Here is an 11,986-nt window from a genome sequence, read left to right as displayed (position 1 = left end):
TCGTTCTTTTTGGCTGTAACATTTTATTTTGTTCTAATCGTTAAACGATGTTAATAAATCAATTATTTACGAGGACCTCTGTTAGCGCCTGCGCCACCACCTCTGTTCTGACCACCTTGACCTGGACCACGACCGCCTTGGTTTCCACCACGTCTGTCATTACCACCGCCACGGTTGTCTCTTCCACCACCTCTGTTATCTCTTCCACCGAAAGCTGGTTTCTCCGACTGGCCTTTTGGACCGTTGTTTGCTGCACCAATGTTTGGAGACAAATCACGTTTTCCATAAACCTCACCTTTACAGATCCAAACTTTAACACCTATTTTACCATAAGTAGTTAAGGCTTCTGCTAAAGCATAGTCGATATCAGCACGGAATGTATGCAAAGGCACTCTTCCTTCTTTGTACTGCTCGGTACGTGCCATCTCAGCACCACCTAAACGACCAGAAGTCATGATTTTGATACCTTCAGCACCCATACGCATAGTTGATGCGATAGAAGATTTCATTGCTCTACGGAATGAGATCCTTGCTTCTAATTGTTTTGCAACACCTTCTGCAACTAATTGTGCATCAAGTTCCGGGCGTTTAATCTCGAAGATGTTAATCTGAATTTCCTTTTTAGTCAATTTCTTTAACTCTTCTTTGATTTTATCAACCTCAGCACCTGCTTTACCGATTACGATACCTGGACGGGCTGTGTGGATAGTTACGGTGATACGTTTTAAGGTACGCTCGATAACTACTTTTGCAACACCACCTTTAGCGATACGGGCAGAAAGGTATTTTCTTATTTTCTCATCTTCAACTAATTTATCGGAGTAGTTGTTGCCACCGAACCAGTTAGAATCCCATCCTTTGATAATTCCTAACCTGGCACCTATTGGATTTGCTTTTTGTCCCATTTCCTAATTAGTTTTGAGTTGTTTCTGTGTTTTTACTATCTACAATCAGCGTTACGTGGTTAGAACGTTTACGAATTCTATATCCACGGCCTTGAGGAGCTGGACGTAAGCGTTTTAACTGACGGCCACCATCAACCATTATTGTTTTAACAAAAAGTTGACTTTCTTCAGGGCGGGCACCTTCATTTTTAGCTTCCCAGTTTTTAATAGCAGATAATAATAATTTCTCAACTCTTATTGCTGCTTCTTTATTGGTAAACTTTAAAATGCTTAATGCTTTCTCTACACGTTCACCTCTGATAAGATCTACAACCAAACGCATCTTACGCGGTGAGGTTGGACAATTGTTTAATTTTGCTATTGCTTCCATTGTCTAATTATTTTTTCTTTTCAGCGTGTCCTCTGAATGTTCTGGTTGGAGCAAATTCTCCCAACTTGTGACCAACCATGTTTTCTGTTACGTACACAGGGATAAATTTATTTCCGTTGTGTACTGCAAATGTATGATTCACGAAATCTGGTGATATCATTGATCTACGAGACCAAGTTTTGATTACAGACTTTTTGCCTGAATCATTCATAGAGTTTACTTTTTTCTCTACGTTATGGTCAATATAAGGTCCTTTTTTTATCGAACGAGCCATTATTTCTTCCTTCTCTCTATGATGTAACGATTAGAATATTTTTTAAGTTCTCTGGTTTTGTAGCCTTTAGCCAACACACCTTTTCTTGAACGAGGGTGACCACCTGATGATCTACCTTCACCACCACCCATTGGGTGATCTACTGGGTTCATCGCTACCGGTCTAGTTCTCGGACGACGGCCCAACCAACGTTTACGACCAGCTTTACCTAATACTTCGTTTGCGTGATCTGAGTTAGATACAGCACCGATAGTAGCAAGACAGGTAGTCAAGATTAAACGGGTTTCGCCTGAAGGCATTTTCAAAGTAGCATATTTACCATCGCGGGCAGCTAATTGTGCATAAGCACCTGCACTACGAGCTAATTGTGCTCCTTTTCCAGGGTGGATCTCCACGTTGTGGATGATAGAACCTAATGGAATCTTCGATAAAGTTAAAGTGTTACCTACTTCAGGTGCTGCTTTATCGCCCGATAATAATACCGAACCAACTTGCAATCCTTCTGGAGCAATGATATAACGCTTCTCGCCATCTGCATAGTGTAACAATGCAATGCGGGCAGTACGGTTTGGATCGTATTCAACAGTAGCAACTGTTGCAGGAATATCGAATTTATCGCGTTTGAAATCGATTAAACGATACGATTTTTTATGACCACCACCCATGTAGCGCATAGTCATTTTACCTGTATTGTTACGTCCACCAGACTTTTTTGATGATACAACCAATGATTTTTCGGGCGTGGTTGCTGTAATCTCCGTAAAACTAGCACCAACTCTGAAGCGGGTACCTGGAGTAACTGGTTTAAATTTTCTTAAGCCCATAGTTATAATTAATTATTAAATTAAAGGGTTGCGTAATAATCTATTGTTTCGCCGTCTTTCAACGTTACGATTGCTTTTTTGTATTTAGGACTACGGCCTGATACAAAACCTGCTTTAGTGTAACGAGATTTAGCTTTTCCATCAACAACCATTGTGTTAACTGCAACGATGGTTACACCGTACAATTTCTCAATAGCAGCTTTGATCTGGATTTTGTTAGCCTTGTGGTTAACGCTAAAAGTGAAACGGTTAGATTTCTCAGTTAAAGCTGAAGCTTTTTCGGTTAATATTGGTTTTTTTAAAATTTCCATATTACTTGGCAAATGCCTCCTCCAAAGTTTTAACAGAATCAGCAGTTAACACAAGTACACCAGCGTTTAATACATCATAAGTATTTAAATCTGCTGCCGAGATTACTTTAGTTTTCTGAATGTTTCTGCTTGATAAATAGATATTATTATTTTGCGCAGGTAAAACCAATAAAGTTTTTTGAGTACCTACGTTTAACGCAGCCAATAAACTTGTATAGTTTTTAGTTTTAGCTGTATCGAAGTTGAAATCTTCTAAAACTACCACGTTGTTATCTTTTGCTTTATAAGCTAAAGCCGATTTACGTGCTAATGATTTTAATTTCTTGTTCAATTTAAAGCTATAATCACGTGGTTGAGGACCGAAAACACGACCACCACCGTTAAATAACGGAGATTTAATGCTACCAGCTCTTGCACCACCTGTACCTTTTTGTTTGTATAGTTTACGGGTAGAACCTGCAATCTCATTACGTTGTTTAGATTTGTGGGTACCTTGACGTTGGTTAGCCAAATACTGTTTTACATCTAAATAAATCGCGTGGTCGTTAGGCTCGATACCAAATACCGATTCAGGAAGTTGCACCTTGGCACCTGTTTCTTTACCTGAAATGTTTAATACTTTAACTTCCATCTGATTACTTGTCTAAGATTACGTAAGAACCTTTAGCTCCTGGAATGGAACCACTAACTACTAATAAGTTTTGATCAGCATAAACTTTCAAAACCTGTAAGTTCTGAATTTTTACCCTGTCTCCACCTGTTCTTCCTGCCATGCGCATTCCTTTGAATACACGTGATGGGAAAGATGATGCTCCCAATGAACCTGGGGCACGTAAACGGTTATGCTGACCGTGAGTCTGCATACCAACACCGGCGAATCCGTGGCGTTTTACAACACCTTGAAAACCTTTACCTTTTGAGGTACCTACAACATCAACAAAATCGCCTTCTGCGAATGAATCAACAGTTACCACATCACCTAAATTAAGTGAAGTTGTAAATGAATCAAATTCTACCAGCTTGCGTTTCGGAGTTGTGTTTGCTTTCGCGAAATGGCCTTTCAATGGTTGAGTTGTGTTTTTCTCTTTTTTCTCATCGTAACCCAGTTGGATTGATGAATAACCATCTACTTCTTCGGTTTTTACCTGTGTAACTACACAAGGTCCAGCCTCGATTACCGTACAAGGAATGTTTCTTCCTTCGGCATCAAAGATACTGGTCATTCCTACTTTTTTTCCAATAATTCCTGACATTTTATCTTTTAATTTTAACACCCATCGAAGCAGTAGGGCTTCGTTCAAGGTGGTTGTGCATCCCCCGAAAGGGACGGCAAAGATAGGTAAGAATTATTAATTTTCAAATAGTTAGCGAAATATTTTTTCAAATAAATTGCTGATATGATGGCATTTAACCTAAAAAGGTATGTTTATGGACTATTGGGGTGTTTAAAGCAATAGCTATAAATTTGATTAAAAGCACTTTAGATCATATTTTTAATCAAAAAACCTTATAATGAAGGCAAAATCAATGGTTCAAGCCAACCTTCCACCTTATTGTTTAATATAACGTACATACAGCAGATTACCAATTTAGCATAGCAATAAATACGACAATGATTACCCCTGATAGATTGCATTAAAAGAGCGTATTACAATGATCTTTTTTAATAAAAGAAGACTAATGCGCTATCCCGCCATTTAAACTGATGGTGATAATGGTTAGAATAATAATCCCAATCAGCACATACAGATAATCACGTTCTATTAAAAAACTGAAAATAGCGAAAACAATACGTGCAATAGGTGTAAAAATAAGCATCAGGATACCAAACTGTACAATGGCATCGCCCTGAAAGGTTAATACCCCTTTAAATATACCCGCTATTGAAGAAAACCTGTTTAATTCCGGTTTAAAAACTTTGTAATCGGTAATGGCTCCCTTATTGTGTACCAGGAAAATTGCACCGCCCAACAGCACAATTCCCATCGAAATGATTACACCTGCACGCAGCAGGGTCCCTAATATCATCTGGATATCTTTATCGTTTAGGTTTTCTTTTTTTGCTGTATCCATTATAATCCGCTTATACCTTTATAAATCATCTGCAGGGCCAAAAAGGCTACTACAACGGCAAATACTATTTTGAGCTTATCAGTGTTTGTTTTTAATAAAACTTTAGAACCTAACGAAGCACCTGTTAACACACCAATACATACCGGCATGGCAATACCCGGATCAATCTGCCCACGGTGCAGGTAAACCACCGCACTGGCTGCAGCGGTAACACCCATCATAAAATTACTGGTGGTGGTTGACACTTTGAATGGCAGGCGCATAATATTATCCATAGCGATTACTTTTAAGGCCCCACTACCAATACCCAGCAATCCGGATAGTGTGCCTGCAAAAAGCATCATTAAAAAACCACCGGGAACATGTTTTACTGCATAAGGATGATCTGTCCCCTTATCAGGAAAAGATCCATTGAGTTTAAAAAACTTCGCCCATTTATCGGTATCATCCTTAGTAGTATGATCTACCTTTTTCTTTAAAGTCATAATGGCCGAAAAAATGAGGATACAGCCAAAAAGGATGGCAATGTAATTTGCATTAAGGTAAACAGCTACAATGGCACCACAAACTGCGCCTATTGTAGTGGCAATTTCCAGAAACATCCCGATGCGAATATTGGTGATGCCTTCTTTTACATATGCAGCTGCCGAACCGGATGAAGTTGCTATAACCGAAACAATAGATGCGCCAATGGCATAATGAATATCGACCCCCAAAGCCAAAGTAAGCAGCGGGATAATAATTACACCGCCACCCAGGCCTGTTAATGAGCCCAGTAATCCGGCTAAAAAAGCACCTAATAAAACGATAATGGTAAACAGCAAAACCGACATGCGGGCAAATATAATGTACAGTTTTTGGCTAAACGAAGGATTAAGGGAATAAAATAAAGTCTATATATTATATGGATAAATAGAATTTCGAATTAGAGAATGATTGAATAATTACTTAACGAACTACGTTTAAATCTCCAAATACTTCATATTCATTATCAAAAAGAAAATCATAAAGCGAGTATTCTTTATTAAATGGATTTCCATCTGCACCGTGTGGATAACCGCCCTGAATTTTACGGCTGAACAACAGTTGATGATTAACAAATTTATAATCAGGAAAATTCGTTTCAACTATAGTTTTTAGCTTTTGAACCATATTTTCGGCATCAGTAATGTGGGCAATTGATGACGAAACGGTAAGCGACATTGGCAGCGACTGATTAGAACCCACCTTAAGATTTTTATGCAAAATTACCTCTTCAAAGAAAATGGTATAGTAGTTTGTTAATAGAGATATACGCAAACTCAATTTATAATTCAGATCTACTTCCGGATATTCTATTTTAGGGAAACGGATATCCATCGCATAATTGGGGAATTGATGATGGTAACTATTAAGCACGGTAAGATTACGGAATGAATTCAGAATATCACTATTCAGTTTACTGCAGGCTTCAGAAAGCGTATTAGAGATAAGTTTTTCAATTTTATCCTTCACAATAGCCGTAAGCCTGCCATAACCTGGAAATGCTTCATTTACATCGCCGGTACCAATGGGATAGTATTGATAAACGGCTTTAACCAAATCGAAAAAAGGATTATCGCTAACTGAGATTTTAATTTCTGGTACCATAATTAAATGTAAGATTTTAATTCTAAACTTATAATATTAGGTACCAAGAGCGTTAATTCTTAATTTGGGACTTACCAGCTAATATTTATGGCGCAACTTACTTTCTTTATTTAAATCAATATCCTTAAAACTTTCTAACAGTTCAAAAGCAATTTGCCTAACGGTTTCGGCTATCGGGTTGATGCTTGATTTATTGCCTTCTGCATCTTTTATTATCCAACCCGAAGTATCTAATATTAATGTATCACTATTGGCTAACGATTTAATTATTTTGGCCCTTGTAAAAGCATTACCATCCGAATCGATAATCACTTTTTTATTATTCCACCAGTTTTCCAGCGACACTTTTTTTAAGTCCGAGTGGTCTAATTTTGCAGCATAGCTCCAACCTTCTGCGGCCTTGTGTGCCAGCTTCAACAATCCAATAAAGTTAGTGAGGCTTTTAGGATTATAAATTTCGGAACTACAATACATATCGAGGTGGCCTAATTTAAGCAGACTTAGCAATGCTTTCGAATGGTTGGTATTATGAAAAATAGCCACTATTTTTTCGGCAATGGCATGGATTACGGATTCATCTCCGCCATCGTACCCATTACAAAGTATTTCGATAACAGTTATTTGTTGCTGTAACAACAAAACCAGTTCGGGCTTATTCAGTATAGGTTTCATCTTATAATGATATTCATGTAAAATGCGAATAATTGATTATATTTTACCATATAAGACATTTAAGGGCACATAAGCTTAAATGGCTTTATATTACTATATGGTTAAACAGTATGCGACAACGATGATTAACAACTTAGATGTTCTCAGGTGCCTCAGGTGGTGGATTAAATTTGAATTACTTATTTTTTATGACCACCTAAGACACCTTAGCTCACTTGAGTTTTACACAGTGCAAAATATTGGATCAAATACACAAAACATTATCCCAATCCGATAGTTATCGGATTTTTTCACAGTAAAAATTACGATGGTTATTCGAAATTACTTGCCAAGCCTCTTGATCATCTCCGCACTTAAATCCCTGCCATCGTTTAAACGGTTGGCAAAAAATGATTTTGCAGCTTCGAAATGTGCTTTATAACCTTTTAAATCGCCATAACCGATAATCGAAGCCCATTCGTGTACCGCGGTATGAAACTCCAGATCGTCGCCACGGATCGATTTATCGTACAAAGCGGTACTGATCGATTCTTCGAGCATGGCTTTGTTTTTGAAAAGATATTCGGCAATACCCAGTCTCAGTTTAAAAGGTGGTGTTTGGCAGATCAGGTTATCGTAAGGATTTACGCCCATTTTGTACCAGGCATATACCATACTTAGCAAGCTTAAATGCGAATTCGGTTTTTGCTTGTGGTTGGCATCCGATAAACTGAATTCTTTCATAATATTATCATCCAACAGCAAAAGGGTACGGCTTTCGTGGAACACAAAATCGCGGGCAGCATAAATCTTTTCCCTAAACTCGGTTTCATTTTCACAGATCATCAGTTTAAAGAGTTCTGATTCTGCCTGTGCATAATATTTGACCTGTTTCTGTGCATAAGGGTTTAAAATGGCCAAACCGGCATAAATGTGCGATTTGTAGCTAAAAATCCTTAGCGTTGTCAAAATCTTTACATTATCAATCCCTCCGGCATAAGCAGGATTATCCCATGGGAAAAAACCTGCATTTTTCCAGGCAGAGCCCATGCTTTCGAAACCCATGTGGGTTACCGCCTGGGTATCGGCCACAATGCGGTCGTGCTCCCTGTAATCGTCCATTTCGATAATGTTCGATTTTAAAGATTTATAGATCTCTAAGGCCTGTGCATAAACAGCATCGGTGGCGCGGTGGCGTACCACAACCAACGTTTGGCCTTCGGGGCTAAAAGCCGGACCATGCAAAGAGTGGCAGGTTACAATCTGGGTATCCTCAGGGAGGTGTTTTTCGAAAGCGGCAATTTCGGGGTGTTTAACAGAAGTTTGCCCGGCAACGATGGCACCAAACTTTGTAGAACGGGCAAAAGTAGCAACCACTTCATCAATTTTTTCGGCTTCAACACAATAGATGATAAAGTCTGATTTACGTGCCACCTCATGTCCATCGATCAAAACCTCGATTGCCTTTGGCTCAAGCTCATTTTTTAAATCGGCAAAACGCAAAGGCATATCTGCCCCACACACCTTGTAACCAGCATTTACAAACGATATTGCATATAATTTGCCCATATCGCCCAAACCAATAATTCCTATTTGCATGCAACAAAAGTAACCTATCGTAAATAATTTTATAATAAAACTTGGATAAAATTGTTATTTAGAGGTAAAAAGGAAAACAATTTTATCTATTTTTCATCCACTCTAATCAAAAATAGATTCATACAGAAATAGATAAAACTGTAGCTTTACAATCAAACCCTATATATTAAACTATGCAGAAAATTAAACACACCCTATTGTTTTTAGTAGCCATGCTGTTTTTCAATGTTGCCTTTGGGCAGGTTCAGCAAGACACCTTAAAAAATACCGACCCTTCGTTAAACGGTCAGTATGAGTTTATGTTAAGAAAATCTAAAAGCTTGTATGGCGCAAGGCTGATCAACCCGACCCGGTTATCTGCTTTATGGAAAAGTGTTAACGATACGCTTAAAAAAGAACGCAAACAACTGCAACAGGCCAGGCAGGAAATTAAATCGCAGGCAGGCAACATTTCGAATTTAAAAGGCGAAGTTAACGGAAAAGAAAGTTCACTGGCCAATGCCAACGCCGCCGTTAATGAAATTAAATTTTTAGGAATCGCTTTTGATAAAGGAACCTACAATACCATTGTTTGGGCCATCATTATTGTATTGGCAATAGGTTTGGCCATTGTTATTTTTCAATCGGGCAAATTAAGACATGAGGCAAAATACCGTACCGAACTTTACCAGGAGGTGGCCGATGAATTTCAGGCGCATAAGGTAAAGGCAAAAGATAAAGAAATGAAGCTTGCACGCGAACTGCAGGATGAACGAAACAAATGGGAAGAAGGCCGCGGGAGATAGGCAGATATAAATGATTGAATTTTGAATGATTGAATGATTTACATTATTCAGTCATTCAAAATTCAATCATTCAAAATTTTCTCATTAAAAAATAAGCCTTTAATTTCTAATACTGTATTTCAGTCCTACCTCAAATTCGCCGTTGCTGTAATTCTGCATTTTAGAAGTATTGGTAGTATACTGGAACAATAGTGAAACCTGGCTCCTATAATTAACGCCAAAACCGGCAGTAAAACTGTTCGAACTGTGGTATATGCCGTTAAATAATAACTTATTATTCAAAATCTGAAGATTTACCCCCGCATCAAAAATGCCATCGTAATTTTGTACACCCCGGTATACCAGTTTCGGTTCGATACTGTTGATCACCTTATCAGTGATAAATTTGTAACCAGCAGCGATAAAATAGGTTGACCGATCGACCACGTTTCTCAATACATCCCTTTTAAAAAAACGCTTAAGGTTTGGCAAAGCACCTTGTATGGTTAATTTATCGGTACGGAATGCCACTCCAAAATCGCCATCCAAATAAAGCCTGCGGTCGTTAAAGCTGTTGAGCACATCGTCGTCCAAATCGCCTTTTACTTTACCAAAATCGACCCATTCGTTCATCAGTCCTGCAGAGAGGCCAAAATCCAGAAAATTTGTTCCACCATTTAAAGGCAGGTGATAAGCGTAAGTTACCGTTGCCCTGGTATGGTTAATGGCACCTGCAGCTTCATTATAAAAAAGGAAGCCGAGGCCTACTTTATTATTGGCCAAACCATAATCACCCGTTAAATATTGTGTTTTTGGCGCCCCTTCTACCCCAGCCCACTGCGTTTTAAATGCAGCGTTTAAATTAAGTCCGGTTTCTAACCCTGCCATTGCCGGATTGGCCAAAAACTGGTTTTGGTAATAAATGCTTCCCATTGGGTTAAGCTGGGCAAATGCTGGTGCAATCAATAAAAACAACAGTGCCGATAAGTAGTATTTCATCTTTCCCACAGTTATTTTTTATATAAAATTGAGATAAAACCTTTAATCGATCCATCTGTGCCCAAATCGAGCATATAGTAGTAGGTATCTTCCATCAGGGGCTTGCCATTGAAATAACCATCCCAGTTGTTCTGGTAATTGAGCGAAGAAAAAATTGTCCTTCCTCCCCTATCGAAAATGGTGAGTTTATTATTGGGATATTTTTCCAAACCTTTAACTACAAAAAAGTCATTTTTACCATCAGCGTTGGGTGTAAGGATATTGTTTACAATGGCAACCTCTGCTGTGGTCTGGATAATCAAAAAAGGTTGCAAAAAACCCTGGCTCAATGTAGTATTAGCCGCCTGGAAAGTTTGTACAATTGCCATCTCCCCGATACTGAAATCGAAGAGCTGATTATTGATTTTCCCATACCCACTGGCCGGATTAATCACATAGGGCAAACTTTGCGCTTTTACATTGTTTCCGTAAAACACAAGCAGCAAAAAAATAAACAGGTAGTATATTTTCCCCATCGTGTTTAGTTTATAGAAATCCACGCCGAACCATCGCTTTGAATGGTTAAAGTTTTCGCTCCGGTAAGTGTTGTTAAATTCGAGTCATCGTTCATCATAACCGGACTATTCAAAGTCACGTCGCCCGATGACAGCGCTTTAACCAATACATAAATCCTTCCTTTACAACTATTGGCCGTAGGCAGATTAACCGTTACAGCTGCACCGGCATTTTTTATCCGGATAGTATAATTACTGGCATCGAGCGTTAAAGCTCCGGCTGTAGTAAAAGTTAAAATACTGGCCGCAACCGATCCGTTGATGTTTAACGTACTTGCGTTGGCAGGGGCATATGCAGTAGAAGTTGCCGCTGATGTTCCGTTAAGTGTTAAGGTACCGCCATTGGCTGTAAAATTACCCGCGATTAAAGGATAGGCGGTATTCGAATTGGCCACAGCAAGGGTATTATTAACATTTGTGCTGTTCGCAGCGACATTACTTCCTATAAAAATATTGCCCGAACCATTATTTTTTGAGCCGGCATTATAACCCAAAGCCACATTATTATCGCCGTTGTTAACTTCAAGCGCTAAACTACCAACTGCAGTGTTGGCCACACCGGTTCCATTAGCCATTAAAGTATGCGTACCCAATGCCGTATTATTGCTACCAACCGTATTGGCAGATAAGGCCTGTGCACCGAAACCACTGTTGTTAATGCCACTAAAACTTCGCTGTAGAACCTGGTATCCAAAGGCGCTGTTTTCGTAACCTGAGATATTTACAGATAATGCTTCCCTTCCGAATGCACTGTTATAAAAGCCCGAAACATTGGCCGTAATTGTTTTATAGCCATAAGAAATATTGGTTTCTGCCGAATTGCCTAATCGTCCTGATTTTAAACCATTAACCAAAAAGTTGATGGCAACATCATCGGTATTTCCCAGAAAGTTATTATTCTGGTCGGTATTACCAGTATTTCCCCGCAATGCCCAGGCATTTCCGTTGGCAAACAAATTCCTGCTGATTAGTTCCGGCTTTCCGGTTGTTGCATTGGTAATGTAAACCTTATTGGCATCACTCACACCATTTG

The 11,986-nt window shown here is 38.9% G+C and carries 16 protein-coding genes; 1 reads left to right on the top strand and 15 read right to left on the bottom strand.

Translation table 11 applies throughout. The annotated features are described in order from the left end of the window. Positions 1-62: 62 nt before the first annotated feature. The 12 genes from rpsC to B2V92_RS04355 all read right to left on the bottom strand — a co-directional run bounded on the left by rpsC (position 63) and on the right by B2V92_RS04355 (position 8,636). A complete protein-coding gene (gene rpsC / locus B2V92_RS04410) occupies positions 63-905 on the bottom strand; it encodes a 30S ribosomal protein S3 (protein ID WP_293305075.1) in 843 nt (280 codons plus the stop codon). Between the two features lie 7 nt (positions 906-912). After that, positions 913-1,275: a 50S ribosomal protein L22 gene (rplV, locus tag B2V92_RS04405; RefSeq protein ID WP_113951796.1), complete on the bottom strand. Its 363-nt coding sequence runs from the start codon at positions 1,273-1,275 to the stop codon at positions 913-915. Positions 1,276-1,282: 7 nt separating this feature from the next. Continuing rightward, positions 1,283-1,549 (bottom strand): 30S ribosomal protein S19, encoded by a 267-nt coding sequence (gene rpsS, locus B2V92_RS04400; RefSeq protein WP_010599906.1) that lies wholly within the window; start codon positions 1,547-1,549, stop codon positions 1,283-1,285. Further along, on the bottom strand, positions 1,549-2,373 hold the full coding sequence (gene rplB, locus B2V92_RS04395) for a 50S ribosomal protein L2 (RefSeq protein WP_113951795.1): 825 nt from the start codon (positions 2,371-2,373) through the stop codon (positions 1,549-1,551). The genes rpsS and rplB overlap by 1 nt, the downstream gene beginning before the upstream one ends. Before the next feature lie 20 nt (positions 2,374-2,393). Further along, positions 2,394-2,684 carry a 50S ribosomal protein L23 gene (gene rplW / locus B2V92_RS04390; RefSeq protein ID WP_025145221.1) on the bottom strand — a complete coding sequence of 97 codons (291 nt, stop codon included), beginning with the start codon at positions 2,682-2,684 and terminating at the stop codon, positions 2,394-2,396. Between the two features lies 1 nt (position 2,685). Then, entirely contained in the window at positions 2,686-3,315 is a 630-nt protein-coding gene (rplD, locus tag B2V92_RS04385; protein WP_029278647.1) for a 50S ribosomal protein L4, read from the bottom strand. A gap of 4 nt (positions 3,316-3,319) precedes the next feature. Then, complete coding sequence (rplC, locus tag B2V92_RS04380; RefSeq protein WP_025145223.1) at positions 3,320-3,937, bottom strand: 50S ribosomal protein L3; 618 nt, start codon at positions 3,935-3,937, stop codon at positions 3,320-3,322. A gap of 424 nt (positions 3,938-4,361) precedes the next feature. After that, positions 4,362-4,757 (bottom strand): DUF1634 domain-containing protein, encoded by a 396-nt coding sequence (locus B2V92_RS04375; RefSeq protein ID WP_293305063.1) that lies wholly within the window; start codon positions 4,755-4,757, stop codon positions 4,362-4,364. Further along, complete coding sequence (locus B2V92_RS04370) at positions 4,757-5,590, bottom strand: sulfite exporter TauE/SafE family protein (protein ID WP_293305062.1); 834 nt, start codon at positions 5,588-5,590, stop codon at positions 4,757-4,759. The genes B2V92_RS04375 and B2V92_RS04370 overlap by 1 nt, the downstream gene beginning before the upstream one ends. Before the next feature lie 115 nt (positions 5,591-5,705). After that, positions 5,706-6,386, bottom strand: coding sequence for a hypothetical protein (locus B2V92_RS04365; RefSeq protein WP_293305060.1), 681 nt, complete (start codon positions 6,384-6,386; stop codon positions 5,706-5,708). Between the two features lie 78 nt (positions 6,387-6,464). Next, positions 6,465-7,058 (bottom strand): hypothetical protein, encoded by a 594-nt coding sequence (locus B2V92_RS04360; RefSeq protein WP_293305058.1) that lies wholly within the window; start codon positions 7,056-7,058, stop codon positions 6,465-6,467. A gap of 321 nt (positions 7,059-7,379) precedes the next feature. After that, complete coding sequence (locus B2V92_RS04355) at positions 7,380-8,636, bottom strand: prephenate dehydrogenase (protein ID WP_293305057.1); 1,257 nt, start codon at positions 8,634-8,636, stop codon at positions 7,380-7,382. 173 nt (positions 8,637-8,809) lie between these two features. On the opposite strand from B2V92_RS04355, the gene B2V92_RS04350 reads away from it, so the two are divergent. Then, entirely contained in the window at positions 8,810-9,421 is a 612-nt protein-coding gene (locus B2V92_RS04350) for a hypothetical protein (protein ID WP_293305056.1), read from the top strand. 99 nt (positions 9,422-9,520) lie between these two features. On the opposite strand, the gene B2V92_RS04345 is transcribed toward B2V92_RS04350, so the two are convergent. From B2V92_RS04345 to B2V92_RS04335, 3 genes are all read right to left on the bottom strand, one after another. Then, positions 9,521-10,399 carry a PorP/SprF family type IX secretion system membrane protein gene (locus B2V92_RS04345; protein WP_293305054.1) on the bottom strand — a complete coding sequence of 293 codons (879 nt, stop codon included), beginning with the start codon at positions 10,397-10,399 and terminating at the stop codon, positions 9,521-9,523. 11 nt (positions 10,400-10,410) lie between these two features. After that, on the bottom strand, positions 10,411-10,914 hold the full coding sequence (locus B2V92_RS04340) for a gliding motility-associated C-terminal domain-containing protein (protein ID WP_293305053.1): 504 nt from the start codon (positions 10,912-10,914) through the stop codon (positions 10,411-10,413). A gap of 5 nt (positions 10,915-10,919) precedes the next feature. Continuing rightward, positions 10,920-11,986: hypothetical protein (locus tag B2V92_RS04335; RefSeq protein WP_293305051.1), on the bottom strand; the 1,067-nt coding region annotated here is incomplete at its 5' end.

It is taken from the genome of Pedobacter sp. UBA5917 (assembly GCF_002432345.1).
Taxonomy (GTDB): domain Bacteria; phylum Bacteroidota; class Bacteroidia; order Sphingobacteriales; family Sphingobacteriaceae; genus Pedobacter.
Note: the sequence above shows the minus strand (reverse complement) of the source record. Positions and strands in the feature narration are given on the sequence as shown.

Coding starts and splice junctions, on each gene's coding strand:
- B2V92_RS04355 (WP_293305057.1), bottom strand. CDS start 8,636: ATGCAAATAGGAATTATTGGTTTGGGCGATATGGGCAAATTATATGCA.
- B2V92_RS04340 (WP_293305053.1), bottom strand. CDS start 10,914: ATGGGGAAAATATACTACCTGTTTATTTTTTTGCTGCTTGTGTTTTAC.
- rplB (WP_113951795.1), bottom strand. CDS start 2,373: ATGGGCTTAAGAAAATTTAAACCAGTTACTCCAGGTACCCGCTTCAGA.
- rpsS (WP_010599906.1), bottom strand. CDS start 1,549: ATGGCTCGTTCGATAAAAAAAGGACCTTATATTGACCATAACGTAGAG.
- rplV (WP_113951796.1), bottom strand. CDS start 1,275: ATGGAAGCAATAGCAAAATTAAACAATTGTCCAACCTCACCGCGTAAG.
- rplW (WP_025145221.1), bottom strand. CDS start 2,684: ATGGAAATTTTAAAAAAACCAATATTAACCGAAAAAGCTTCAGCTTTA.
- rplC (WP_025145223.1), bottom strand. CDS start 3,937: ATGTCAGGAATTATTGGAAAAAAAGTAGGAATGACCAGTATCTTTGAT.
- B2V92_RS04345 (WP_293305054.1), bottom strand. CDS start 10,399: ATGAAATACTACTTATCGGCACTGTTGTTTTTATTGATTGCACCAGCA.
- B2V92_RS04365 (WP_293305060.1), bottom strand. CDS start 6,386: ATGGTACCAGAAATTAAAATCTCAGTTAGCGATAATCCTTTTTTCGAT.
- B2V92_RS04360 (WP_293305058.1), bottom strand. CDS start 7,058: ATGAAACCTATACTGAATAAGCCCGAACTGGTTTTGTTGTTACAGCAA.
- rpsC (WP_293305075.1), bottom strand. CDS start 905: ATGGGACAAAAAGCAAATCCAATAGGTGCCAGGTTAGGAATTATCAAA.
- B2V92_RS04370 (WP_293305062.1), bottom strand. CDS start 5,590: ATGTCGGTTTTGCTGTTTACCATTATCGTTTTATTAGGTGCTTTTTTA.
- B2V92_RS04375 (WP_293305063.1), bottom strand. CDS start 4,757: ATGGATACAGCAAAAAAAGAAAACCTAAACGATAAAGATATCCAGATG.
- rplD (WP_029278647.1), bottom strand. CDS start 3,315: ATGGAAGTTAAAGTATTAAACATTTCAGGTAAAGAAACAGGTGCCAAG.
- B2V92_RS04350 (WP_293305056.1), top strand. CDS start 8,810: ATGCAGAAAATTAAACACACCCTATTGTTTTTAGTAGCCATGCTGTTT.